Source organism: Burkholderia sp. WTPI3, from assembly GCF_021483755.1.
GTDB lineage: Bacteria > Pseudomonadota > Gammaproteobacteria > Burkholderiales > Burkholderiaceae > Burkholderia.
Window position 1 is genome coordinate 26,240 of record NZ_JAGIXF010000037.1, and the last position, 23,083, is coordinate 49,322.

28 protein-coding genes are annotated in these 23,083 nt (G+C 61.7%); 24 read left to right on the top strand and 4 right to left on the bottom strand.

Features of this window, described 5'->3' with window-relative positions; all coding sequences use genetic code 11:
- Positions 1 to 260 precede the first annotated feature (260 nt).
- The 6 genes from J7024_RS37545 (at position 261) to J7024_RS20450 (ending at position 6,143) form a co-directional block, all read left to right on the top strand.
- A complete protein-coding gene (locus J7024_RS37545; protein ID WP_442861908.1) occupies positions 261 to 560 on the top strand; it encodes a hypothetical protein in 300 nt (99 codons plus the stop codon).
- 422 nt (positions 561 to 982) lie between these two features.
- Positions 983 to 1,663, top strand: a complete 681-nt coding sequence (locus tag J7024_RS20435; protein ID WP_012218066.1) for a c-type cytochrome — start codon at positions 983 to 985, stop codon at positions 1,661 to 1,663.
- 68 nt (positions 1,664 to 1,731) lie between these two features.
- On the top strand, positions 1,732 to 2,118 hold the full coding sequence (locus tag J7024_RS20440) for a DUF302 domain-containing protein (RefSeq protein WP_012218065.1): 387 nt from the start codon (positions 1,732 to 1,734) through the stop codon (positions 2,116 to 2,118).
- Positions 2,119 to 2,236: 118 nt separating this feature from the next.
- On the top strand, positions 2,237 to 2,338 hold the full coding sequence (locus J7024_RS37345) for a helix-turn-helix domain-containing protein (RefSeq protein ID WP_327796267.1): 102 nt from the start codon (positions 2,237 to 2,239) through the stop codon (positions 2,336 to 2,338).
- 797 nt (positions 2,339 to 3,135) lie between these two features.
- Positions 3,136 to 3,642 carry an arsenate reductase (azurin) small subunit gene (locus J7024_RS20445; protein WP_012464909.1) on the top strand — a complete coding sequence of 169 codons (507 nt, stop codon included), beginning with the start codon at positions 3,136 to 3,138 and terminating at the stop codon, positions 3,640 to 3,642.
- A gap of 11 nt (positions 3,643 to 3,653) precedes the next feature.
- Entirely contained in the window at positions 3,654 to 6,143 is a 2,490-nt protein-coding gene (locus J7024_RS20450) for an arsenate reductase (azurin) large subunit (protein ID WP_012218063.1), read from the top strand.
- Between the two features lie 112 nt (positions 6,144 to 6,255).
- On the opposite strand, the gene J7024_RS20455 is transcribed toward J7024_RS20450, so the two are convergent.
- Positions 6,256 to 7,041 (bottom strand): substrate-binding domain-containing protein, encoded by a 786-nt coding sequence (locus J7024_RS20455; RefSeq protein WP_012218062.1) that lies wholly within the window; start codon positions 7,039 to 7,041, stop codon positions 6,256 to 6,258.
- Between the two features lie 211 nt (positions 7,042 to 7,252).
- On the opposite strand from J7024_RS20455, the gene J7024_RS20460 reads away from it, so the two are divergent.
- From J7024_RS20460 to J7024_RS20515, 12 genes are all read left to right on the top strand, one after another.
- The gene (locus J7024_RS20460; RefSeq protein ID WP_012464910.1) at positions 7,253 to 7,615 is read left to right on the top strand and encodes an ArsR/SmtB family transcription factor; all 363 of its coding nucleotides are present in this window, start codon (positions 7,253 to 7,255) and stop codon (positions 7,613 to 7,615) included.
- A 187-nt stretch (positions 7,616 to 7,802) separates the two neighbouring features.
- A complete protein-coding gene (locus tag J7024_RS20465; protein WP_012218060.1) occupies positions 7,803 to 8,144 on the top strand; it encodes an ArsR/SmtB family transcription factor in 342 nt (113 codons plus the stop codon).
- On the top strand, positions 8,141 to 8,344 hold the full coding sequence (locus tag J7024_RS20470) for a hypothetical protein (protein ID WP_197534994.1): 204 nt from the start codon (positions 8,141 to 8,143) through the stop codon (positions 8,342 to 8,344). The genes J7024_RS20465 and J7024_RS20470 overlap by 4 nt, the downstream gene beginning before the upstream one ends.
- A gap of 9 nt (positions 8,345 to 8,353) precedes the next feature.
- Positions 8,354 to 8,848, top strand: coding sequence for an arsenate reductase ArsC (locus J7024_RS20475; protein WP_012218059.1), 495 nt, complete (start codon positions 8,354 to 8,356; stop codon positions 8,846 to 8,848).
- 10 nt (positions 8,849 to 8,858) lie between these two features.
- Entirely contained in the window at positions 8,859 to 9,353 is a 495-nt protein-coding gene (locus J7024_RS20480; protein WP_012218058.1) for an arsenate reductase ArsC, read from the top strand.
- Positions 9,354 to 9,427: 74 nt separating this feature from the next.
- Entirely contained in the window at positions 9,428 to 10,498 is a 1,071-nt protein-coding gene (arsB, locus tag J7024_RS20485; protein ID WP_046196154.1) for an ACR3 family arsenite efflux transporter, read from the top strand.
- A 20-nt stretch (positions 10,499 to 10,518) separates the two neighbouring features.
- Entirely contained in the window at positions 10,519 to 10,941 is a 423-nt protein-coding gene (gene arsC, locus J7024_RS20490; RefSeq protein ID WP_012218056.1) for an arsenate reductase (glutaredoxin), read from the top strand.
- The gene (arsH, locus tag J7024_RS20495) at positions 10,919 to 11,656 is read left to right on the top strand and encodes an arsenical resistance protein ArsH (protein ID WP_012218055.1); all 738 of its coding nucleotides are present in this window, start codon (positions 10,919 to 10,921) and stop codon (positions 11,654 to 11,656) included. Before arsC ends, arsH begins: the two co-directional genes overlap by 23 nt.
- Positions 11,657 to 11,824: 168 nt before the next feature.
- Positions 11,825 to 12,193: an arsenite efflux transporter metallochaperone ArsD gene (arsD, locus tag J7024_RS20500; protein WP_012218054.1), complete on the top strand. Its 369-nt coding sequence runs from the start codon at positions 11,825 to 11,827 to the stop codon at positions 12,191 to 12,193.
- A gap of 9 nt (positions 12,194 to 12,202) precedes the next feature.
- The gene (arsA, locus tag J7024_RS20505; RefSeq protein ID WP_012218053.1) at positions 12,203 to 13,966 is read left to right on the top strand and encodes an arsenical pump-driving ATPase; all 1,764 of its coding nucleotides are present in this window, start codon (positions 12,203 to 12,205) and stop codon (positions 13,964 to 13,966) included.
- Positions 13,967 to 13,985: 19 nt separating this feature from the next.
- A complete protein-coding gene (locus tag J7024_RS20510; RefSeq protein WP_012218052.1) occupies positions 13,986 to 14,396 on the top strand; it encodes a DUF2703 domain-containing protein in 411 nt (136 codons plus the stop codon).
- 18 nt (positions 14,397 to 14,414) lie between these two features.
- Positions 14,415 to 15,524, top strand: coding sequence for an ArsO family NAD(P)H-dependent flavin-containing monooxygenase (locus J7024_RS20515; protein ID WP_012218051.1), 1,110 nt, complete (start codon positions 14,415 to 14,417; stop codon positions 15,522 to 15,524).
- Here the strand turns inward: J7024_RS20515 and J7024_RS20520 are convergent.
- Entirely contained in the window at positions 15,504 to 15,773 is a 270-nt protein-coding gene (locus J7024_RS20520) for a hypothetical protein (protein ID WP_044582784.1), read from the bottom strand. The genes J7024_RS20515 and J7024_RS20520 overlap by 21 nt on opposite strands.
- Before the next feature lie 211 nt (positions 15,774 to 15,984).
- Between J7024_RS20520 and J7024_RS20525 the strand changes: the two genes are divergently transcribed.
- Positions 15,985 to 16,152, top strand: a complete 168-nt coding sequence (locus J7024_RS20525) for a hypothetical protein (RefSeq protein ID WP_012464913.1) — start codon at positions 15,985 to 15,987, stop codon at positions 16,150 to 16,152.
- Here the strand turns inward: J7024_RS20525 and J7024_RS20530 are convergent.
- Positions 16,149 to 17,621: a tyrosine-type recombinase/integrase gene (locus J7024_RS20530; protein WP_012218050.1), complete on the bottom strand. Its 1,473-nt coding sequence runs from the start codon at positions 17,619 to 17,621 to the stop codon at positions 16,149 to 16,151. The genes J7024_RS20525 and J7024_RS20530 overlap by 4 nt on opposite strands.
- A gap of 42 nt (positions 17,622 to 17,663) precedes the next feature.
- A complete protein-coding gene (locus tag J7024_RS20535) occupies positions 17,664 to 18,614 on the bottom strand; it encodes a DNA-binding protein (RefSeq protein WP_012218049.1) in 951 nt (316 codons plus the stop codon).
- A gap of 571 nt (positions 18,615 to 19,185) precedes the next feature.
- Here J7024_RS20535 and J7024_RS20540 point away from each other — a divergent pair.
- The 5 genes from J7024_RS20540 (at position 19,186) to J7024_RS20560 (ending at position 22,688) form a co-directional block, all read left to right on the top strand.
- Positions 19,186 to 19,416, top strand: a complete 231-nt coding sequence (locus J7024_RS20540) for a hypothetical protein (RefSeq protein WP_012464914.1) — start codon at positions 19,186 to 19,188, stop codon at positions 19,414 to 19,416.
- Positions 19,417 to 19,423: 7 nt separating this feature from the next.
- The gene (locus J7024_RS20545; RefSeq protein ID WP_144245474.1) at positions 19,424 to 19,642 is read left to right on the top strand and encodes a hypothetical protein; all 219 of its coding nucleotides are present in this window, start codon (positions 19,424 to 19,426) and stop codon (positions 19,640 to 19,642) included.
- A 3-nt stretch (positions 19,643 to 19,645) separates the two neighbouring features.
- Complete coding sequence (locus tag J7024_RS20550) at positions 19,646 to 19,846, top strand: hypothetical protein (protein ID WP_038442266.1); 201 nt, start codon at positions 19,646 to 19,648, stop codon at positions 19,844 to 19,846.
- A 279-nt stretch (positions 19,847 to 20,125) separates the two neighbouring features.
- Entirely contained in the window at positions 20,126 to 20,452 is a 327-nt protein-coding gene (locus tag J7024_RS20555) for a hypothetical protein (protein WP_155295623.1), read from the top strand.
- 304 nt (positions 20,453 to 20,756) lie between these two features.
- The gene (locus J7024_RS20560; RefSeq protein WP_012218047.1) at positions 20,757 to 22,688 is read left to right on the top strand and encodes an RNA-binding domain-containing protein; all 1,932 of its coding nucleotides are present in this window, start codon (positions 20,757 to 20,759) and stop codon (positions 22,686 to 22,688) included.
- Positions 22,689 to 23,083: the final 395 nt, after the last annotated feature.

Consider the following 23,083-nt stretch of genomic DNA (forward strand, 5'->3'; position numbering starts at 1 on the left):
ACATGACGGCCCAGCCAATTGAGCCCGGACACGCGCCGCTTGCGGGCCTCTCTAACCAAGGAGCGATCCTCCCCTGGGCAAGCTGGTCTGCAAAGAACCGTGACGGCAACCGCTCTCCCGGCACGGCTTACAGCCAGCCGGCCCGCATTAGCGTGCGCTGATCCATATCAACCCGGGTAACGCGAAAGCGACGATTATTACCAAATTGGGCCGGGACTATCAAGTCGGCCGGACCATTGATCGACCTCAGGAGATCCGTCATGAAAAAACTCGTTGTTGCCGTCATCGCCGGCCTTGCTCTCAGCGGCCAGTTGCTGCCAGCAAGCGCAGCGGCACAAGGCACGCAGACGAAAAAAGCCACCCCGGCTCAGGTGCCAAACACCGCTGAATTCGACAAGCAACTGGCCCAAGTCCAGGAGCAGATGAAAGCGATGCAGGCTCAGATGGACCAGATCCGCCAGACGCAGGATCCGCAAGAGCGGCAGCGGCTTTTGCAGCAGCACCGGGCGACAATGCAAAGCGCCATGAACGCGATGCACGGACTATGGGGCCGGGCATGATGCGGCGGTCCTGGAATGATGGGCGGGCCAGGGATGATGGTGGAGCGGGCCCCGGCTGTTGCGGGGGCGGTTGGGGGCATATGGGCGGCTACTACTCCAACCTGACGCCCGAGCAGCTTCGGCGACGCCAGTACATGTCCGACCAGTATCTGAACATGCAGCAGCAGATGATGAACAATATGATGTGGAACCAGCAGTACTGGATGGGGCCGCCAGCTTCGTCGAAATAAATGCGGCCCCCGCCGCGAACGCGATCGAACCTCGTGGTGGAGTTCAAGGGGCTGCGCCTGCCGCACCGGTAAGCCGTCGATCGGCCGAAACGCTGATCTGAATCAATCGTCAATGCCGTCGTAGTCTTACCCTCAAGACGGATTGCCAGATCGAAGACAAGGCGGCGAAGGCAGTGTATGAAGCGAGGGTCTATGTTCAGGCTAAGCGCGCCAATTCTATTTGCCGGATTTGGCGCGCCGTTCGCACTCGGTCAAATCCCGCCCGGACCTCCCGGGCAGCCGAACTTCCAGTCTTCTGGTCCTGCAATTAACGATGCGGACCGCGGGGCGCGTCTTGCAGCAAGCAAGTGCGCGGCCTGCCATGGCGCCGACGGTAATAGCACGAACGCACAATACCCAAAACTGGCGGGCCAAAAAGCCGCCTACCTGTATTCGCAACTTTGGGCGTTCAAGGACGGATATCGCCGCTCGGAGGTCATGTCGGGCATCGCCGCGACGCTCTCCAACGCTGACATCGCCGACGCCGTAAGCTTCTTTAGTCAACAGTCGGTGCATCCGGATCCGGTCAAAGACCCTCGCTTAAGGGCCGATGGTGAGCGAATCTTTCTTTATGGTGCGCGTTCCGGAAGGGTACCCGCGTGCGCCATGTGCCACGGCTCGACCTCGCAAGCAGGCATGCCCATGATGGGAATGATGCCGATGATGGCTAATGTCCCAAGCCTGAACGGACAGCATTCTGCCTATATCGTCGATCAGTTAAACCGCTTCGCGAGCGGCGAGCGTCAGGCCATGATGATGGGCGGGATCGCCGCAGCCCTGAGCGACAGCGATAAAAAGGCGATCGCCGAGTTTCTATCCAACCTTCCGAGATGACTCGCCCTGCGCCGTGGCGATAGGGTCCGATATTCGATGCTTCATCTGGACCAACCAGGAGATATTCAGTGAATTATTATTTCGCCAAGACGCTACCGATCGACTTCGACGACGCAGTTCGCCGTACGACTGAGGTACTGAAGGCCGAAGGCTTCGGCATCGTCACTGAAATCGATATCCAGGACACCTTGAAGAGGAAGATCAACATCGATTTTCGCAGGTACCGCATCCTTGGTGCGTGCAACCCGGTCCTGGCTCACGAGGCGCTCCAGATCGAGGACAAGGTCGGGACGATGCTGCCCTGCAACGTCGTGGTCCAGGATATCGGTGGTGGGCGAACGGAAGTCGCTGCCATCGACCCCGTCGCCTCTATGCAGGCGATCGACAATCCTCGCCTCAAGGACGCGGCCGCGCGCGTACAGGCAAAGTTACGCAGGGTGATCGAGGGCCTCTAATTTTCAGAAGGAGCCACCGTGGTAGCCCCGGTCGCGGACACGACATACCCTGGCGCTGCCGCGGAGGCCTTCGCCGTCCAGATGCCGAGCCGCATCAGACTCAGCCCGAAGTGGGGAAATGCATCCGGTTCGCGGCGCCGGTGAACGCAAGGCGCAGATCGCGCGCGATTACGGGATCAGCCGCGAAACGCTGCACCAGTACCTTCGCTCGTTGAGGTGAACCGTGCCCCATCGCGTTTGAGCGGCGAAATCATTACGATCATAAAACAGATGGGATGTCGTCCAGAATGCCAGTTTCGTCGGCACCCTCAAGATGACCAATTGATCCACCTGGTAGATCCTGACGGCCATCGCTTTAGAAATCTGATGCGTCGAGCTTGATGCGCTCGCCGTGGCTGGGCAACTCGCGTCGACTTATCGCAAGCGCGATTTTTACCTTGTGGAGTTCGAATGTGGCAAGCAGCCGATCAGGGGTCGTTGTGGTAACACCGAACCTGTCGCGGATGACGGCTGCTGGGAGTTTGACTGCGGCGTATCCCCAGCCTTGCCCATATGCGGAGAATAGAAGGCCTGAGTCGTCACAGACAACGGGATGAGTGAGACAAGTGACCGAGCTATCCATCCCCCGTGGGGGCAGGTCTTGTGTCGAGCCTTCGGAATTCAACATAACAGTTGAAGATTCAAATGTTCTGTTCGCGGCAGCGCCGAGGTAACGTCAGCATTCTGGGCGGGAAGGGATGCATAGCGCAGTCTCATGTGCGACCGCGCTGAGCGCCCAGCAAGGCGCATGTCCGGTCGCGCGATCTACCTGTATACCCGGCATCGTTGTGTCCGGCTATCCGGGCATCTTGAAATTCCTCAAGGTTTGCCCTACACCAAAACCAACGATTCAATAAATATAGAAATTTGTGCGCCGCACTGCAAAGGAATTGTTGCGGTCGTCACGACCTCGATCGGAATCCAATTCGGACACGCATTCAAACGACCCGTTCGTCCGATGCCGCCACGGAGGCGACCATGAGTCTGAACCGCAGACAATTCCTCAAACTCACGGGTGGAGCCGCCACCGCGGCAACCGTTGCCGGCGCGCCGTCAGCGCGGGCCGCCCAGGCGGATGCAGGGCGAACGACTTTGCCCTATACCCCCAAGGTGATTGTCCGCGCCGGGCAACTGCGAGAGAACGTCCCGCTCGCCTTCACCTTCCCGGATGCCTCTTCGCCGTGCGCCGTCGTCAAGATGGGCACGCCCGTGCCTGGCGGCGTCGGCCCTCAGCGAGATATCGTCGCGTTCAGTGTGTTGTGCACGCACATGGGCTGCCCGGTTTCGTATGACGCGGCCACGCGCGAATTCAAGTGCCCATGCCACTTCAGCACCTTCGATGCCGAAAAAGCTGGCCAGATGGTTTCGGGGCAGGCAACCGAGAAGCTCCCCGCGATCGTGCTCGACTACAACGCCAGCGATGGCACGGTGCGAGCGATCGCCGTGGATGGATTGATCTACGGCCGCCAAGCCAATCTCCTGTAGAGAGGACGATCATGGCTACCAACAAGGATCGGGTGGCGCTCCCGCCCGTTCAAGCCCAGCGGACAAATCTGACCTGCCATTTCTGCATCGTCGGATGCGGATACCACGTGTTCAAATGGCCAGAAAACACCGAAGGCGGGCGCGCACCGAATCAGAACGCCTTGGGGTTGGACTTCCGCAAACAGTTGCCGCCGCTATCGATCGTCATGACGCCGGCCATGCAGAACACGATCACCGACAAGGACGGGCGCCGGTACAACATCATGGTCGTGCCGGACAAGGCGTGCAGCGTCAATCGCGGCTTGTCGTCGACGCGCGGCGGACAGCTCGCGAAGGTGATGTACAGCCCGGATGGCGGCGTCGCCAAGGAGCGCCTGCGCAGCCCCCGCGTCTATCTGGCCGATCAGTGGATGGACACGAGCTGGGACGATGCGCTAGCGCTGTACGCGGGCCTCGCCAAGAAAATTCTTGATCGCGACGGCCCGTCAGGACTGGCATTCGACTGCTTCGATCACGGCGGTGCCGGCGGCGGCTTCGAGAACACGTGGGGCACGGGCAAGCTGATGTTCACGGCGCTAAAGACGCCGCTCGTGCGCATCCACAACCGGCCGGCCTACAACTCCGAGTGCCATGCCACGCGGGAAATGGGCATCGGCGAGCTGAACAACAGCTACGAGGACGCCGAACTGGCCGACGTCATCATGGCGATCGGCTGCAATTCGTACGAAACGCAGACCAACTATTTCCTTGCTCACTGGATGCCGAACCTGCAAGGGCAGACGCTCGACAAACGCAAGCAGCGCTTCCCCGGCGAGAGCATCGAAGCGGCCAGGATCATCTTCGTCGACCCGCGCCGCACCACCACGGTCGCGATCGCCGAGCACATCGCCGGCAAACAGAACGTCTTGCATCTGGACATCGAGCCTGGCACCGACATCGCGCTGTTCGACGGTCTGCTGACCTACGTGGTCGACCAGGGATGGCACGACAAGGCGTTCATCGCGGCATACACGAACGGGTTCGACGATGCGGTGCGGACCAATCGCCTGTCGCTGGACGAGACCAGCCGTATCACCGGCGTTTCGGTCGAACGGCTGAAGCAGGCGGCCGACTGGGCCTATAAGCCGAAGGCGTCTGGCCATCGGCCGAGGACCATGCATGCGTACGAGAAAGGCATCATCTGGGGCAACGACAATTACCTGATCCAGTCCGCGCTGGTCGACGTCGTGCTGGCGACGCACAACGTGGGCCGCCGCGGCACCGGCGTCGTCCGGATGGGCGGGCACCAGGAGGGCTACACACGCCCGCCGTATCCCGGGAACACCAAAATCTACGTCGATCAGGAGATCATCCACGGCAAGGGCATGATGTACACCGCGTGGGGCGCGAATCCGTTCCAGACGACCTTGAACGCGGAGGAGCACCGCGCGGTCATTCTGCATCGCGCCGGTATTGTGCGGGAGGCGATGTCGCGCGAGCGCGGCGCGTCGACCGCGCAGCTTGTGGATGTCGCCTATGACGCGGTGAAGAACAAGGGTGGGCTGTTCTTCACGAATATCAATCTGTACCCGACCAAGCTCGCCGAAGCCGCCCACCTGATGCTGCCGGCGGCTCATCCGGGCGAGATGAACCTGACGTCGATGAATGGCGAGCGACGCATGCGTCTGTCGGAGCGCTTCATGGATCCGCCCGGATCCGCGCTGCCGGATTGCCTGATTGCGGCCGCCATTGCGAACACGCTCAAGCAGATGTACGAGGCCGAGGGCAAGCACGACATGGCTGCGCGCTTCGGCGGCTTCGACTGGAAAACCGAGGAAGACGCGTTCAACGACGGCTTCCGCCAGGCCGGGCAGGCCGGGGTTGGCCCAATCGACAGTCAGGGCGGCAAGACGGGCAATCTGGTGACCTACGCGCGGCTTCGCGCGATGGGCAACAACGGCGTGCAATTGCCGGCCAAGTCATATGAGGGAGGCAAGCTGATCGGAACCGAAATGCTCTACACGGACGGCAAGTTCGACACGGCCGACGGCAAGGCGCAGTTCAAGCCGGCCAAATGGACCGGCTTGCCGAAGCCGGTTGCCGATCAGAAGGCGAAGTACCGGTTCTGGATCAACAACGGCCGCGTCAACGAAGTCTGGCAGACGCTTTACCACGATCAGTACAACGAGTTCGTGCGCGAACGCGTACCGATGGCTTTTCTCGAGCTCAACCCGGACGACGCGCACTCGCTCGACATCACGTCCGGCGATGTCGTCGAGGTCTTCAACGACTATGGTTCGACCTACGCGATGGCCTACCTCGAGCCGTCGATCAAACGCGGCCAAACCTTCATGCAGTTCGGGCATTTCAACGGCATCATGGGCAACGTGACGACCCCTTGGACCGACCGCAACGTCGTGCCGTACTACAAGGGAACGTGGGCCAACCTGCGCCGGGTGGGGGACGTGCAGGACTTCAAGGAGACTGTGAGCTTCAAGAGCCGACGAATTGATGTGACCTGAGACCAGTCAGTCGCATGCTGCGCGGAGGCTATTGCAAAGCAGTGTGGCTGGTGTCCGACATGCCGCCCAAGTGTCCGCTCACGGGGCGGCATATGCCGGACACACGTTATGCTCAGTGCGTCAGAGCCTTCGATGCCACGCCCTTGATGGCACTGATGACGCTTTCAACATTGGCGTCCGGATGCGGACGGGTGATGACGAACAACGTCTGTTCGATCTTGCTGTCATTCGGGATCACGCGTACGTCAGCGCGCTGGCTCGCCGGAAGAGCGGAACTCATGAAGCCGATTGCGCCCGGCGTCGCTGCGACCACCGCGGGGATCTGGCTGGCAAGATCGACGACCTTGGTTGCGGTCGGGAAGTCCTTGCCATCGAGCAGATTGCGGTTGATCTCGGTCCGCATGGCGCCCGTGCTCTGCTCCGACACGCGAATGACCGGCTGATCGGCCCCGCCAATCTCCTTCCAGTTCGCGATCTTGCCGGTCAGCAGGCCGACGAGTTGGCTCTGCGACAGATGAGCGACCTTGTTCGACGGGTTCACGATGAAGAGGACCTCGGCATGACCGAGATTCACGACATTGAACTCATTCTGATCGATCTTCAGCCCTTTCAGGTTGGGCGTCTTGCCGAGTTGCTCGGCCACGTCCTTGAACGGGGCCGAGGTCATGGCGATATCGGCCGAGAACCCGATGAGATCGGTCAAGCCCTCCCCGGAGTTGCTCGCGGTGACCTTCAGCTTTTGGCCCGACAAGCGTTCGATATCCGCCGCATAGGGCGTAATCAACACGCTGTTGACCGTGGTGGAGCCGCGAACATCCACGGTATCGGCCAGGGCAGAGAGCGACTGCGTGGCAACCAGAGCGATAGCAGCGGACAGAATGAGACGCTTGAGGCGCATTTTGGTTTTGCTCCAAAGTGGGTATGGGCTGCCCCGATCCGGGCGATTCAGGTCGGGGCCATGTTGCAACACGTAACATTTGCAACATTCAATAATTGTTGAATTGTTAAATGACAGACGTGTGTCTCGGGCAGCTCCGGCCCAGATGTGTCGAGCGCCAGATCAGGAATTGACATGGCGCAAACCTGAACTTCGTTTAGCATTACGTCCCATGGACAAAAGCACGGCGACCACTGTCTTCGAATCACTCTCGTCTGGCGTTCGACTGGACGTGTTCCGGCTGCTCGTTCGGAAGGGCGAAGAGGGAATGGTCGCGGGCGATATCCGAGTCGCGCTCGACATCCCGCCCACGAATTTGTCTTTCCACCTCAAGGCCATGACCCATGCCGGGTTGATCCATGCAACGCAGGAAGGACGTTTTCTGCGCTACCGCGCCAACCTCGGCATGATGATTGACTTGGTCGCCTATCTCACCGAGGAGTGCTGCGGCGGCCAACCGGACCGTTGTGGAGACTTTGATGTGCACGCCATCTGCCCGGAGTGCACCGATCAACACGAGCTGGATGGCCAATGACGCTTCCCGCGTGATCGCGGAGCGTATCTGCTGCACCCGGTCGCGCCCGTAGCGGCGCAGGCAACAAGATCCGATCGGCATCGGCCCTTCAGGCAATCCACTTGTCATCGAAAGTGGCGACCCACGCGCGTCAGCGAAGCAAAAATCAGGGTTGTGCTTTCTCCAATATTTCAACTATCATCGAAACATGGAAACAAATTTTGTCGTTCGCGCTCTCGGCGCCTTGGCTCAGGAGTCCCGGCTGGCCGTCTTTCGATTGCTTGTGGAGGCCGGTCCGGGTGGAATGCCTGCCGGTCAGATCGCCGAACGGCTGGGCATCGCGCCGTCGTCTTTGTCCTTTCATATGAAAGAACTGACCTATTCGAATCTGGTGACGGTCGAGCAACGTGGCCGCTTCATGATCTATTCGGCAAATTACGCAACGATGAACGGTCTGCTGGGCTTTCTGACCGAAAACTGTTGCGGGGGCAATCCCTGCACGCCTGTCCGTCCGAACGCTTGCAAGACTTCACAGAAGGACGAGTCGTGAAACGTCTGCACATCCATGTTTCCGTCGAAGATCTGACGGCCAGCATCCGGTTCTACTCGGCGCTTTTTGCGAGCCGGCCGACGTTCAGAGAAGTCCACGTCGCGTCGGCTGATGAACCACAAACGGATGCTTCGGCTTGCTACATATCAACCCATGGCAAGCCGATCGGCGTGCCAGTGGATTCTTCCTCCTCCTGCTGAGGTTCGACCATGAGCGACAAGCGCTACAACGTACTGTTCGTTTGCACCGGCAATTCCGCGCGCTCGATTTTGTCCGAAGCGCTGATGAACCAGCTCGGCGAAGGGCGCTTTGTGGCCTATTCGGCAGGCAGTCACCCGAAAGGCGAGGTGAATCCCTTCGCGCTGCGCGAGCTCGAACGCTGGCATCTGCCGACAGACGGATATCGAAGCAAGAGCTGGGACGAGTTTGCCCAGTCCGATGCACCCACGCTGGACTTCGTCTTTACCGTCTGCGACAAAGCCGCCGGCGAAGTCTGCCCGGTATGGCCAGGGCAGCCCATGACCGCGCATTGGGGGGTACCCGACCCGGCCGAGGTGGAAGGTTCCGACGAACGCAAGCAGCAAGTCATGCACGAGGTTGCACTGACGCTGAAGCGCCGCATCGACCTGCTGCTGTCGGTGCCGATCGCCAAACTCGATAACGTCGCGCTCCAGAAAGCCGTGCGCGACATTGGACAACAGTGAAATTCCACCTATGACCACGAACGTATTGATCCTCTGCACTCACAACTCGGCGCGCAGCGTGCTGGCGGAAGGGATGCTCAATCATTGGGCCAGGAAGCTCGACAAGGACGTGCGCGCCTACAGCGCCGGTAGCGCGCCGAGCGGTCGGCTCAATCCGTTCGCGCTGGAAGCGCTGACCGGCGCCGGCGTCGACGTCAGCGGCTATCGCAGCAAGAGCTGGGACGAATTCGTCGGCGATGGCGCGCCTGAAATGCACGTCGTCGTTACGGTATGCGATAGCGCGGCGTCGGAGACGTGTCCGTACTGGCCAGGCAGTCCGGTCAAGGTCCACTGGGGCTATGCCGACCCATCGAATGCCGTGGGTGGCGATGAAGGCAAGCGGCTGGCGTTCGAACTGACACGTCAGGCGATCGGCTATCGGATGCTGCAGTTGCTGATGCTGCCGCTCGATCGTCTCGACCACGCCGCGCTCCAGCGCGCGCTGACCGAGATCTCGCAAAACTGAGCCGTCGCATGGCGGCTCGCCGAGCGGCGCGCCGCCAGCCCTTCAGGACCGATCCCTCTTCTTCGAGCAGTCCAATGAATACGTCAAACGTCGCCCCTCAGGGAAAAGCCGTCGCAAAGCCCGCCATCAATTTCTTCGAACGCTATCTGACCGTCTGGGTTGCCCTGTGCATCGTCGTCGGCATTGCGCTCGGCCAGGCGTTGCCCGACCTGTTCCAGCGCATCGGCCGACTGGAGTACGCGCAGGTCAATCTGCCGGTCGGCCTGCTGATCTGGGTGATGATCATCCCGATGCTCGTCAAGGTCGACTTCGGCGCGTTGCACGAGGTCCGTCAGCACATCAAGGGAATCGGCGTCACGCTCGTCGTGAACTGGCTGGTCAAGCCGTTCTCGATGGCGTTTCTCGGTTGGCTGTTCATCCGGCATCTGTTCGCGCCGATGTTGCCGGCCGACCAGCTCGACAGCTACATTGCCGGCCTCATCTTGCTGGCGGCCGCGCCGTGCACGGCCATGGTGTTCGTCTGGAGCCGGCTGACCGGCGGAGATCCGTTGTTCACCCTGTCGCAGGTGGCGTTGAACGACAGCATCATGGTGATTGCCTTTGCGCCGCTCGTGGGCCTGTTGTTGGGCATCTCCGCTATTACCGTGCCGTGGGCCACACTGGTCACGTCCGTCGTGCTCTATATCGTCATTCCGGTGATTCTCGCGCAGATCTTGCGTAAGGCGCTGCTGTCCAAGGGGCAAGCCGCATTCGATGCGGCGATGGCCAAGATCGGCCCTTGGTCGATTACCGCGCTGCTGGCCACGCTGGTGCTGCTGTTCGCGTTCCAGGGTGAAGCGATCCTGAAGCAACCGCTCGTGATCGCGCTGCTCGCCGTGCCGATCCTGATCCAGGTGTTCTTCAATTCGGCCCTCGCTTACTGGCTCAACCGCGCCGTCGGCGAAAAACACAATATCGCGTGCCCCTCGGCGCTGATCGGGGCATCCAACTTCTTCGAGCTGGCAGTCGCCGCCGCGATCAGCCTGTTCGGCTTCAACTCCGGCGCCGCGCTGGCGACGGTCGTGGGCGTGCTGATCGAAGTGCCGGTCATGTTGCTGGTGGTGCGCATCGTCAACCAGTCCAAGGGCTGGTACGAGTGCGCTTGAACAAGTACAGGAATCAAGACATGACTGACATCACGATCTATCACAATCCGAATTGCGGCACGTCGCGCAACACGCTGGCGATGATACGCAACTCGGGCGCCGAGCCGCGCGTTGTCCACTACCTCGAAACGCCGCCGAGCCGTGGTGAACTGGTCGACCTGATCGCGGCGATGGGCGTCCCGGTGCGCGACGTGCTGCGTCGCAAAGGCACCCCGTACGACGAACTGGATCTCGACAACGCGAAATGGAGCGATGCGGATCTGATCGGCTTCATGCTCGATCACCCGATCCTGATCAACCGTCCGATCGTGGTCACGCCGCTGGGCACACGCCTCTGCCGCCCGTCTGAAACGGTCCTCGACCTGTTGCCGAATCCGCAAACAGGGCCGTTCACCAAGGAAGATGGCGAAGTCGTGATCGATGCGGAGGGCAAGCGTGTCTGACCACCTGAACGACTTGCCGCAGGTCGACGCCACGCTGTTTCGTGTGCCGGAAGCCAGTCAATTGCGCACGCCCGCGCCATCGACCCATCCGCCCCGGTTCCTGCTTCTCTACGGATCGCTGCGCGAGCGTTCGTTCAGCCGCCTGCTGATCGAAGAAGCGGCGCGCCTGCTCACAGCCATGGGCGGTGAGGTGCGCGTCTTCAATCCGAGCGGCTTGCCGTTACCCGACGATGCGCCGGAGAGCCACCCGAAGGTGGTCGAGCTTCGTGAACTCGTGCAGTGGTCGGAGGGCATGGTGTGGTGTTCGCCGGAGCGACACGGTGCGATGACCGGGATCATGAAGTCGCAGATCGACTGGATTCCTTTGTCGGTCGGCGCCGTTCGACCGACTCAAGGCAAAACGCTCGCCGTCATGCAGGTGAGCGGTGGCTCGCAGTCGTTCAACGCGGTGAACCAGATGCGCGTGCTGGGGCGCTGGATGCGCATGCTGACAATTCCCAACCAGTCTTCGGTTGCGAAGGCATTCATGGAATTCGACGACGTGGGCAGGATGAAACCGTCCGCCTACTTCGATCGGGTCGTGGATGTCATGGAGGAACTGGTCAAATTCACCTTGCTGACCCGCGACATCGGTGCATATCTGGTGGATCGCTATAGCGAACGCAAGGAAAGCGCCGAGGAGCTTGCGCGGCGGGTGAATCAATCGAATATCTGAAGAGACAGGCGCGGGATTCGTCGCAGTAACCGGGTTATACGCAGGCGCTCGCGATTACCAACGCGGTCCACGAGCGAAAGTGGGAAGCATTCAGCGCTTGGTGAGGCACCGTGCCTCATCGTTCAACCTGAGCACACGCGTTACGCTATTGCCATGAGAGGAAATACGATGAAAAAGCTCGAAGTATTTGATCCCGCGATGTGTTGTTCGACGGGCGTATGCGGCGTCGACGTCGACCCCGTACTGGCGCAATTCGCCGCCGATCTGAAGTGGGTCGAAGCGCACGGCGTGACCGTGGCTCGCTACAACCTCGGCCAGGCGCCCGAAGCGTTTGCGGCCAACGCCGCAGTGGTCAAGGAAATGGAAGCCGGCATGGATCGCCTGCCCATTCTCGTGGTCGACGGCCATATCGTGTCGACCGGGATGTATCCGTCTCGGCAACAACTGACGCAGAAACTCGGCATTACGCTGGCGACCGGGGAAAAACCGCACGTCAAGGCGGGCAGCTGCTGTTCGCCGGGCTCCGGCTGCTGCTGAGGAGCATCCATGTCCCTGCCCGATACGCAAACCCGCTATCTGTTCTTCACCGGAAAAGGCGGCGTCGGCAAGACGTCGCTGTCCTGTGCCACCGGCCTGGCGATGGCCGATGCCGGGAAGAAGGTGCTCATCGTCAGCACCGACCCGGCCTCCAACCTCGACGAGGTCCTCGGTGTGGGCTTGAGTCAGTTGCCAACTGCCGTGCCCGGGGCGCCGGGCCTGTTCGCGCTGAACATCGACCCGGAGGCAGCCGCGCACGCGTATCGGGAACGCATGGTCGGACCGTATCGCGGCATCTTGCCTACCGCGGCGATCCGAAACATGGAGGAGCAGTTTTCCGGGGCCTGCACGGTCGAGATAGCGGCCTTCGACGAGTTCTCCAAGCTGCTCGGCGACCCGGCGGTGACAGCCGATTTCGACCACGTGATCTTCGATACGGCACCCACCGGGCACACGCTGCGCCTGTTGACGCTGCCGTCGGCGTGGAACGAGTTCATCTCGTCGTCGACGGGGGGCGCCTCCTGCCTGGGGCCATTGGCCGGTCTGGAGAAGCAGAAGGCGCTGTACGCGGCGACCGTCGAGCGCTTGTCGAGCGCAACGGAAACCACCGTCGTGCTGGTCAGTCGGCCGGAAGTCGCCGCGCTGCGCGAAGCGAACCGCACGCGGCACGAACTCGCAGAGCTGGGCGTTCGCAACCAGATGCTGGCGATCAACGGTCTGTTTGCCACCGACCGGCACGACGACGCGATCGCGACGGCCATGGCTGAGCGCGCGCAACAGGCGCTGGCCGACATGCCGCGCGAGCTGGCCGGCTTGCCGCAGACGCGAATTCCGTTTCTGCCGCGCGGCACGGTGGGGCTGGATGCGTTGCGCGACATGGCGCAGCCCGAGCGCGTCCGGATGCCGTCGGACTGCCGGATGCCCGAAACGACGTTGCCGCCCGGCCTGGGGGGCCTCGTCGACGAGCTGTCGATCGTCGGCCACGGCGTAATCATGACGATGGGCAAAGGCGGGGTGGGCAAGACCACGGTGGCCGCTGCGATCGCTGTTGCGCTGGCCCAGCGTGGGCACGATGTGATCCTGTCAACGACTGACCCCGCCGCGCATGTCGCCGCGACAATCGACGGCGTCGTGCCTGGCCTGACGGTCACCCGCATCGACCCGGCGCATGAGGTCCGGCAATACACCGAGGAAGTGCTCGCGAAAGCGGGAACCGCCCTCGATGCCGGTGGCCGAGCGATGCTCGAAGAGGATCTCCGCTCGCCCTGCACGGAAGAAATCGCGGTGTTCAGGGCGTTCGCACGTGCGGTGGATCAAGGCAAGTCCGGATTTGTGGTCCTCGACACGGCGCCCACCGGCCACACCATTCTGCTGCTGGACGCCGCTGAGGCCTATCACCGCGAAGTGATGCGCACGCAGGGCGACATGCCGGAGTCGGTCCGTCAACTGCTACCGCGCTTGCGAGATCCCGATTACACCCGAATCCTGATCGTCACGCTGCCGGAAGCGACCCCGGTTCACGAGGCGGAGCGCCTGCGGGCCGACCTCGCGCGCGCCGGTATCGAACCTTATGCGTGGGTCATCAACCAGTCGCTGCTGGCCAGCGGCACGACCGATCCGCTGCTATGTCAGCGCGGCACCTACGAGGTGCCGTTCGTGCGCCGGGTAGCGGACGACCTGGCGCCGCGGACCGCGCTAATCCCGTGGCTTGCCGAGGCCCCGGTCGGGGAGGCGGGCCTCGAGCAGGTGATCACATCGCGGATGAACACGTAGCGTCCGTAGGAGCAACCCCATGAAAGCGCTTCCGATTCTGTGGCAACGACTCGTCACCAGCGGAAAGACCTGCCCGCGTTGCGCCGACACCGGCGAGGAAGTGAACCGGGCAATCCGGCAACTCCGAGAAATCCTGTTGCCGCTCGGGATCGAGCCAGTATTGGAAAGGCGCGAGATCGACGAGGCGACCTTCAAGGCCACCCCCGCCGAATCCAATCGTATCTGGATTGCCGGCAAGCCGATGGAAGCATGGTTGAACGGCACGGTCGGCAGTAGCCGTTGCTGTTCCGTCTGCGGCGATACCGAATGCCGTACCGTGGAGGTCGAGGGTGCGAGCTACGAGGTCATTCCGGAGGCGCTGCTCGTGAAGGCCGGGTTGATTGCGGCCTTGACGCTCAATGCCCAAGGTAGCAAGCAGGATCCGAGTTAGACGATGGGATGGAAACGCATGCCAACGCACGTTGACGTCGTGGTGATCGGGGGCGGCCAAGCCGGGCTCGCCACCGCATACTTCCTGCGCCGCGCGGGGATCGACTACATCGTGCTGGATGACCAAAGCGCGCCCGGCGGCGCTTGGCGTCACACGTGGGAATCCCTGCACCTGTTCTCGCCAGCGGAGTGGAGTTCACTGCCGGGCTGGCAGATGCCGACCTCGCAGGATACCTATCCGTCGCGCAACGACGTCATCGACTATCTGGTGAACTACGAGCATCGTTACCACCTCCCGGTACAACGCTCCGTTCATGTCGAAGCCGTTTCTCGCACCCGCGAGGGATTGCTTGTCACCACGGATCGTGGTGAGTGGCTTGCCCAAGCGGTCGTAAGCGCGGCCGGCACCTGGAGCGCTCCCTATATCCCGGACTATCCCGGACGCGAGCTCTTTCGCGGTCGCCAGGTGCATTCGGCGCAGTATCGCAATCCGGACGATTTGCGCGGACAAAACGTGCTGGTCGTTGGCGGCGGCAATTCGGGGGCGCAGATCCTGGCGGAGATATCGACGGTCTGCAACGCCACCTGGGTGACGTTGCATGAACCAGTGTTTCTTCCCGATGACGTCGACGGTCGGATCCTGTTCGAACGCGCGACCGCCAAATGGAAAGCCCTCCGCGACGGTCAGGCGACGGGGGTTGCGGTGGGCGGGTTGGGCGACGTCGTGATGGTACCGCCCGTGCGAGACGCGCGTGCGCGAGGCGTGCTGCACGCCGTGCGGCCGTTCGCGCGATTCGATGCAGACGGCGTCGTGTGGGCGGATGGCACGCACTCCCGCGTCGACGCCGTGATCTGGTGCACCGGCTTCCGTCCCGCGCTCGGCCATCTCGATGCGCTGCAGATCCGAGACGCTGACGGGCTGGTGGCGACGGACGGCACCCGCGCCAGGGATGAGCCACGCTTATGGCTGGTCGGCTATGGCGAATGGTGCGGCGCTGCGTCGGCCACGCTCATTGGTGTGATGCGTAGCGCACGTGACACGGTCCGCGAAATTGCCGAATATCTGCGTCCGACTCAAGAGCAAGTAGCTTCAGCTCCGCCCTCCATGTCAGGAGGGGGCGTTCATTGACCGTAGGTGTACGGGCAACAGCGCGTTCAGGCACGCGAAATACTCGTCCATAAACGCTTGGTCGACGCCGCGGCAAACCAGTTCTGCAACGTGTGCATCAACGGCCTCGCGAAGCTTCGCCGAGAACTCAGGCGAGTCCTGTATCAGCGGCAAAGCGGAGCAAAGCAACGTGGTAACCGCCTCCGTTTGTGCTCGTGTGTGTGCAGCGTAGCGCCAGAGCTTGGCTATTTCGTGCTCGTTGTCTTCCAAGGAACTCCTCCGATTCATCGCTGATCTTCGCTGGCGAGTCTGCGCGTTTCAACGGGCTTGCGCTTGATATGCATCAACTGAGCAGGATCAAAACTGGACGCTCTATCTGCACGGCGGAACGCCGTCAGACGCGGACATTCGAGTCATTCAGTGTGCGGAGGCGGCACTGGAGCGGTGCACGGCCCGCGCTGAACACGGCGAAACTTGGATCATGCTCGACACGGACAAGGCGCCGATCGAGCGGGTGCTGCGGATTCGTAACGAGCAGCGCGCGACGACGCCCACGCATCGTTATCTCGACACAGCTGACAAGCGGAACCGGTTCCGGTTCGAAGGGCTGAAGTCACCGATTTCGGCCGTGCCGCGCACTGAAAGCTAGTCGCTCGAAAACGCGCGATCAACGAACGCGCGCAACTGCGACAAATCGGTTTTTGCGTAAGCGGCGGTGGTCTGGATCGACGCGTGGCCGAGCAGAGCCTGCGCAGCCGGTAATGGCACCTGTCGGTCGACCACTAATGTCCGTGCGTAGGCGTGGCGCAGCCAGTGCGGCGACGCACGGCGCAGCGTCGCCGCGCCACCCGGATCGGTGTACTCGAGCGTCGCAGCCGCCGCCACAAAGATCGCCTTCACTTCATCGTACAGGCCCGAGCTTTGCAGCGAGCCGCCCTTGAGGCCATGAATCAGTGCCACGCGCTCGCCGGATTCGGGATGTGCCGGCAAGCCACGCAGCTGTCGGTACGCCTGCAGCACCGACACGCAGCCCTGCGGCAGCGGGATGGCGCGGGTTTTCTGCCCTTTACCATATACGTGCAAGGTCCAGCGGCCGTCGGACTCCACTTCAGCGACGGGAAGTTTCTGATCGTCGGACCAGACCAACTCGACGAGGCGCACACCCGCGTAGCGATACAGCATCCAGATAGCCCGGCGCCGTGCAGCCACGACGGGATCGATATCAGCCATTACCTCGTTGACCTTCGCGTCACAAGCGGCGAGCTGTGCGGCCGTCAGTATGCGGCTGGAGGCGAGGCCGACATGCCGACGTTGCCCACGCACCAGGCCGGCGGCCGGATTCGCGGTCAGATAGCCGGTCTCAGTCCAGTACCGGAACAGGCTGGCGACGACCGCAAGCGCGCGCGCTTGCGACGCCGCCGTCAGGCTTCGCGCGTCATCCTCGTTGACGTCGCGTGCGGGATGATGCAGCGCGCGTCGGTACGCGAGCAGATCGTGACGAGTCAGATCCGAGAACGGCCCCAGTTCATGCGCGATACACCACGCCGCAAGGCGACAGATCTCCGTCACATACGCCCGCGTCGTATGTGTCGACCGACTCCCGCGATCGCGCAGGAACAGGACGATCGCCTGTGCATCGTCGCCGACGCCGAGCGTATTCGTCGCGCTGCCCGGATTCGCATAGCGGCCCGCACGCGCCACCCACTGCAGGAGGGTCCCCGAGAGGCCAGCAACAAGCAGGGACTCCTGTTTTCCCTCACCAATGGTCGACGTGGAGACGTCGCCCGGGTCGCGTTTGAACCGGCGCGCGTGCGCGCGCAGTACCCGTTCCACGATCGTTTCTGGCGCGGGTGCTTCGGTAGCCGGCACCGCCCGCGCGCGCCCGCGATCCCAGTATTCGACCGCGGTCGACTGGTCGAGGAGCAGTCGCATCACCGCCGGCTTCGCGGCCTTCGCTTCTGCGAGCGACGGATAACGTTGCTTGACAGTCGCGAGGGTCCAGCGCGTATAGACGACATGGCCGAGCGCGTCGGTCAGATACGCGGTGACGGCGTCCGCCTCGCCGGGCAACCGTTGAGGCGGTGTCGCACCAATGTCGATCCAGTCCGCAAAGCTCATTGGCGAAAGACACTCGAACAGGTACTCAAGGGGCAGCTCGCGTTACTTGCTCTTGCGTTTCGCGGCCGTGCCGCTGGCGGTGCGTTTGGCACTTGCGAGACCGGTGTGCGTGGTGGCCCGACTCGGTTTCGGCGCGATGTCACGCAGCAAATCGCCGAGCTGGGCATGTTGCTGCGCGTTGACGGCTTTCAGCGCGAGGGCTTCGCCAACCGCCTGCTGTCGGGCTTCGCGTTCGTGGGCAAGCTCACCATCCAGCCGGTCGCGTTCGGCCTCGAGCGCGGCAATCCGGCGCTCGGCGAATTTGAGCTGCGAGGCGGACTGCGCGTGTTCTTTTTTCAGGGCCTCGCGCTGGTGCGCGGTTTCCTGCAGCAACTGCTTCGACAGCGCTTCGTAGCGGTGCTGCGCGGCCGCCAGCGCTTCCACATGGGCCCGGTCGAGCTCGGCATGCTTGGTCACCGCCGCATCCAGTGCGGCCTGGCGCTCGACGGCCGCGGCGTCGAGTGTCGCGCAGCGCTCGTGTACGAGCGCGTGCTGCGCGCGCACATCCGCCAGCTCGGCGTCGCGTGCCGTCAGCGCCGACCGCAACTCCGTGATTTCCTGCCGCAGCAATTCGACCCGCATCTCGGCGTCGGTGCGGGCAGCCTCGGCTGCGTCGATCGCCTCCTGCGCCTCGCGCTTGAGTCGCACGACATCGTCCAGCTGAACGGCCACGGCCGCCTGCCAAAGCGCGTGCATCTGTTCGGCGATTTCGGGCGGAAGGCCGGGTATCGCGATTTCGCTGAGCCCGGACCGCACGACCTCGGCCTCGATGGCGTTCAGTGCGCGCGACAGTGTGGCGGGGTCGCCGGCGCCGAGCCGCGCCCGCAGCTTACGGACGGACACCAACTTCCGGAAGCGGGCGCCGGTTGCTGGCGTCGCATCGCCGGCCTCGGCCAGCATCGCAAGCACCGTGGAACGGATCTGGTCGGGGGTAGTGGTAGCCGGACGAGGCATGACGGGCTCCGGAAAGGAAACAGGCGGAATTTTCGCCTATTATTCCATACGACTCTAACGCTAGAAAACGCTATTTGACGCTGAATTAAAGATGCTATCGTCGATAAGTTTTCTTATCGCGGCCATGCAGCTCCCAAAGCACTGGCCAACGCATGACAGCGCCGATCGGGGCAGCGAGAAAGTGTTGAGGAACGTTGGAAAGACCAGTCAGGAAGTGGTTGATTTGATTAGTTATTATTTTGGGGGCTGACCGCTAGGCCTTGTCGCAGCTAGATCGCCTTACCCCGGTAAAGCGCACGGAAATCAAGGGGAGGCCGGTAACGCGTTTCGTTGGCAGGACTACGGCCAGACCGCTGACGCCGTGGTGCACGAGTTACGGGCGGCGGAATCCGGCGAACCTGGGCGAAGTTCCGTACGACACCTGGCCACAGTAATCGCGCAAACCTGCGATGACGGACCGGAATCGGCGTTGCTTTATGAGCGTGCAGCTGGCGACGCAGTGCGCGCCTACGCGTCTTGCTAAACAGGGAAAACGCTCGTGCTCGATGCGCGGGCCATACAGGAAAACATCGTGACGAAATCGGGGCGCCCAAATCCGGACTTATTGCCCGACGGCGACTACTGGGCAACATGCCGCGAACGAAATGAGATGTCAGCTGCCATCAACGGCCATAGCGCCGTGTTTCCGCAAGCCCGGATGACCGTCGCAAAAGGTTGGGCAGTTTTCTACCGTAACGGGGAAGAAGTCTGGACCTGCAATGCACGGTACGCGGCGGCGAACTTCAACATTCAGAAGGCGTAGGAAAACTATGGCAGCGATTCGCAAACTAGCTAAACGCATCTCACTGGCGAACTATCGTCGCTCCGCCGCGACAGCACGGCTTCGCGTCGCTCTGTCGATGGAGACGGAATCGTTGGCAGGCGGCGAAGCGTTGGCGGCCTTTGCCGCGCAGGCGCGGCGCTATCGCCCGCATGTCGTGGTGCCGACGCAGGATTTGAGCGTGCTGCAAGCTCACTACGCGAAGTAGGCAATGGAAAACAAACTGCCCGCCTGGACGTTGCTGCTGTCGCTGTTCTGGTGCGTCATCCCGTTGTCGATCCTATGGGCGTGCAGAGACGCGGGCTTGTCGTGGTGGATCGGCGGGCCGGCCGCAGTTGTAGTCGCGGTGGGCGGCGTCTTTTTGGACCGTGCCATCGAGCGCAAGTACCGGCAAAAGCAACGTACCAACTGACACGGAAAAAATCATGGATAAACAGGCTCTGCCTTCGCTGCTTGGTGACTTTACGCGGATTCTGCGCAGTCACGGATCGCCATAGTATTTCACGCTGGCAAGATCGACCCGATAAACGGTGGGACCGCTGCAGAAAGCCTGCGCGCGGAAGTCGAACAGTTTGGCCGTCGCGAGCGCCTTAGCCCCGAGTGCCAAGCAAGACTCATCAGGGAGATCTCGGGATCGCTGTTCGACGCAACCGACGGCTTTAACGCTGTTAAGGAAGCCCAAGTGGCTTGAATGGGAAAACACGATGAACCTCGGAGCGATCACGATCCGCTGCCCGCATTGCGGACGGCCGGCGCTGTGCAGCGCGAGCAAAGGGATGTGGTGCAGTCACTGCAAGAATGGCACCGCTCGATAGGAAAACGCGCAAATATGATGGACCGACCGCAATACACCACCGCCGAGTGCATCAGCATGGACGACGATGTCTGCAGAGCGTATGACATCGCGTGCGACCTCGCTGTGTCGAGAGAGGCTCCGCAACTGTGCGTGGACATTTATGTGTTTGCGGACGGTAGCAAGCTGCAATTTGAAGCTCGGCGCATGACCGTTCTCTGGTAAGCGCGGTGGCATCAGCCGGTTGACGCGGTCGGAGACCGTCTCGGTCGATGCGGTGTCGCGGCATCGATATTTCAATGGCCCAGGCAGTGCTCACATCGGTTAGGCATCCATAATTTTACATAATTAACATTATCAAAATAATAGGGTCGAAGTAATATTCTTATGCCCAGTCCTTGCGCTGAATTGTCCGCCTAGGCACCGTACAGCACACCATTGCCGGCGGGCGCTAGCCCGATTTCGGTAGAATCGGCAGGAACAGAATCTCGTCATCATCACTGTGACCAAATACACAACGGAAGATCTCTTGGCCCTGGGCGAGAGCGTAGATGTGGAGTTCAAACGGGCGGGTGGCCGTGACGGTAAAGGAGAAGTCCCCAAGGAGTTCTGGCCCACATACAGTGCCATGGCCAATACCGAGGGCGGTGAAATCCTGCTCGGCGTCGAGGAACTGAAGCCAACTGGGATTCGACCCCACAACCTCGCCAACGCGGCTGCTATGCGCCAGGATATATTCAATCTGGTCAACAATCGTCAGAAGGTTAGCGCGAACCTACTTCGAGACGACGACGTGCAGACGATTCATATCGATCACTGCACGCTCTTGCGCGTCCGGGTCCCCCGCGCCTCGCGGAAACAGCGACCGATCTATGTCGGCGAGAATCCCCTGCGAGGCACGTACGAGCGCCGGCACGAGGGCGATTTCTTGGTGGATGAGGCCAAGGTCCGGCAAATGCTGGCGGAACAGAGCGATGCCCCCCGTGACGCCACAATTCTTGCGCACTACGGTATCGAGGACCTTGATCTTGAAACCGTGCAAGCCTACCGGCAAATATTCGCGAGCCGCGTGCCAACTCACCCGTTCATTGCCCAGTCGCTCCCCGACTTTCTGCGCGCGATTCAGGCGTGGAAGAAGGATCGGGAATCGGGTGCGGAGGGTCTGACGACCGCTGGCTTGTTGATGTTCGGAAAACTCAACTCGATTCTTGACGCTGTCCCGAACTACATTGTCGATTACCAAGAGCGCCCCGAGGCTCGAACCGAGGCACGCTGGATCGACCGTCTCACAACGGACAGCACCTGGTCTGGCAATCTGTTCGACTTCTACCGAAAGGTGCTCGCCAAACTCACGTCCGACTTGAAGATGCCTTTTCGACTGGAGGGGGACGTGGTGCGCCAGGGCGTGACGCCGATTCACGAAGCTCTGCAGGAAGCGCTGGTCAACGCGCTTGTCCATGCAGATTTCTCTGGGCGGGTCTCGATTCTGGTGGTCAAGCGCCCCGATATGTACGGTTTCCGAAATCCCGGCCTGATGCGCGTTCCAATCGAGCAAGCGATTCGGGGCGGAGACAGTGACTGCCGCAACCGGCTCATTCAGAAGATGTTTCAGCTTGTCGGTGCGGGCGATCAGGCCGGTTCTGGTGTGCCGCGTATCTTTGGGGTCTGGAAAGAGCAGTCTTGGCGCATGCCGGTCGTGCATGAGAAGCGAGAACCGGAGCAAACGCTGTTCGAGTTGCGCATGGCCAGCCTACTGCCGGTCGAGATGGTTGCACAACTGGAGGCGACCCACGGCGCGAAATTCGCCGAACTGAGCGCTCTGGAAAAACTCATCGTGGTCACCGCGTCGGTCGAGGGCTACGTCGACCACAAACGCATTCGTGAAATAACCGATGAGCATCCCGCAGACATTACCAAAACGCTCAGCAAGCTTTCCCGAGAGGGGTTGCTCAGCGCAACGGGTCATGGACGCGGCACGGTCTACTTTGATACGCGCCAGTTGGACGAGCTGCTCGCTGATGCGGAGGCGGAGGTTTTCGCTGCTCCGGCGGGCGGATTATCAACGCGACCGTTGGCCGAGGTTTTCGCGCCCGAACGCGTAGCGCCACAACCTCCGAACCTTGACTCCGGTGGTTTAGGGGCGAGCTCCGAAGGTTTCGAACCAAGCTCCGAAGGTTTGATATCCCTGCCGACCGCATCGCTCGACGGCGCGCGTCTCGTTGTGCTCAGCCGCTATCCCGGGGGCCTGCCTGGCAAAATGAAACCAGAGGCGCTTCGTGAGCTCATTCTGGAACTCTGTGCGATTGAGGCACTTAGCCTCCGGGATTTAGCAGCACTGCATGACCGCTCTCCCGACTTTATTCGCATCCAATATATTCGCCCACTGGTCGTGGAAGGGCTGATCGTGCCCGAATTCCCCGATCGGCCGCGCCATCCGGCTCAACGTTACCGCAGGATTTGACCCGGATCCGCCGAGTTCAGTGGGACGTAGGCACTCGCGGGGCGCGGCAGGGGTTGCGTATCCGTCATTGTGCTCCCCGCCGGCTCAGGGAGCGGCTCCGCCGCGTCAACTTGGCGATCATCCAACTCGTGACCGTCAATCTGGCGAAACCGCCAAAGCGTGGCGGTCTGGATATTGTCGTGTCGATCGATGGGGCACCCTCGCCCCCTGGTCAAAGCCCGCCCCGCAAGGGGGCGGGCGGGGTTGTCAGTGGAGCATCGACCCGAACAGCAGGCCCAGCTTTACACTCCAGTACAGCAGTTCGAGGCCGGCGGCCGCGCAGTGCAGCCAGAGAGTCGCCGTTTCGAGTTTCATCGGGGCACACCCTATTCCAGTTAATGTGCTCCGTATAGGTG

What these genes read in the sequence shown, in the direction of transcription:
- J7024_RS20465 (WP_012218060.1), top strand. Translation starts at nt 7,803, where the DNA reads ATGGAAACAAATTTTGTCGTTCGCGCTCTCGGCGCCTTGGCTCAGGAG.
- J7024_RS20445 (WP_012464909.1), top strand. Translation starts at nt 3,136, where the DNA reads ATGAGTCTGAACCGCAGACAATTCCTCAAACTCACGGGTGGAGCCGCC.
- J7024_RS20535 (WP_012218049.1), bottom strand. Translation starts at nt 18,614, where the DNA reads ATGCCTCGTCCGGCTACCACTACCCCCGACCAGATCCGTTCCACGGTG.
- arsH (WP_012218055.1), top strand. Translation starts at nt 10,919, where the DNA reads ATGCGGAGGGCAAGCGTGTCTGACCACCTGAACGACTTGCCGCAGGTC.
- J7024_RS20525 (WP_012464913.1), top strand. Translation starts at nt 15,985, where the DNA reads ATGCTCGACACGGACAAGGCGCCGATCGAGCGGGTGCTGCGGATTCGT.
- arsD (WP_012218054.1), top strand. Translation starts at nt 11,825, where the DNA reads ATGAAAAAGCTCGAAGTATTTGATCCCGCGATGTGTTGTTCGACGGGC.
- J7024_RS20455 (WP_012218062.1), bottom strand. Translation starts at nt 7,041, where the DNA reads ATGCGCCTCAAGCGTCTCATTCTGTCCGCTGCTATCGCTCTGGTTGCC.
- J7024_RS20545 (WP_144245474.1), top strand. Translation starts at nt 19,424, where the DNA reads ATGGCAGCGATTCGCAAACTAGCTAAACGCATCTCACTGGCGAACTAT.
- arsA (WP_012218053.1), top strand. Translation starts at nt 12,203, where the DNA reads ATGTCCCTGCCCGATACGCAAACCCGCTATCTGTTCTTCACCGGAAAA.
- J7024_RS20480 (WP_012218058.1), top strand. Translation starts at nt 8,859, where the DNA reads ATGACCACGAACGTATTGATCCTCTGCACTCACAACTCGGCGCGCAGC.
- J7024_RS37545 (WP_442861908.1), top strand. Translation starts at nt 261, where the DNA reads ATGAAAAAACTCGTTGTTGCCGTCATCGCCGGCCTTGCTCTCAGCGGC.
- J7024_RS20475 (WP_012218059.1), top strand. Translation starts at nt 8,354, where the DNA reads ATGAGCGACAAGCGCTACAACGTACTGTTCGTTTGCACCGGCAATTCC.
- J7024_RS37345 (WP_327796267.1), top strand. Translation starts at nt 2,237, where the DNA reads ATGCATCCGGTTCGCGGCGCCGGTGAACGCAAGGCGCAGATCGCGCGC.
- J7024_RS20530 (WP_012218050.1), bottom strand. Translation starts at nt 17,621, where the DNA reads ATGAGCTTTGCGGACTGGATCGACATTGGTGCGACACCGCCTCAACGG.
- J7024_RS20555 (WP_155295623.1), top strand. Translation starts at nt 20,126, where the DNA reads ATGGGAAAACACGATGAACCTCGGAGCGATCACGATCCGCTGCCCGCA.
- J7024_RS20515 (WP_012218051.1), top strand. Translation starts at nt 14,415, where the DNA reads ATGCCAACGCACGTTGACGTCGTGGTGATCGGGGGCGGCCAAGCCGGG.
- J7024_RS20460 (WP_012464910.1), top strand. Translation starts at nt 7,253, where the DNA reads ATGGACAAAAGCACGGCGACCACTGTCTTCGAATCACTCTCGTCTGGC.
- J7024_RS20510 (WP_012218052.1), top strand. Translation starts at nt 13,986, where the DNA reads ATGAAAGCGCTTCCGATTCTGTGGCAACGACTCGTCACCAGCGGAAAG.
- J7024_RS20435 (WP_012218066.1), top strand. Translation starts at nt 983, where the DNA reads ATGTTCAGGCTAAGCGCGCCAATTCTATTTGCCGGATTTGGCGCGCCG.
- arsC (WP_012218056.1), top strand. Translation starts at nt 10,519, where the DNA reads ATGACTGACATCACGATCTATCACAATCCGAATTGCGGCACGTCGCGC.
- J7024_RS20450 (WP_012218063.1), top strand. Translation starts at nt 3,654, where the DNA reads ATGGCTACCAACAAGGATCGGGTGGCGCTCCCGCCCGTTCAAGCCCAG.
- arsB (WP_046196154.1), top strand. Translation starts at nt 9,428, where the DNA reads ATGAATACGTCAAACGTCGCCCCTCAGGGAAAAGCCGTCGCAAAGCCC.
- J7024_RS20550 (WP_038442266.1), top strand. Translation starts at nt 19,646, where the DNA reads ATGGAAAACAAACTGCCCGCCTGGACGTTGCTGCTGTCGCTGTTCTGG.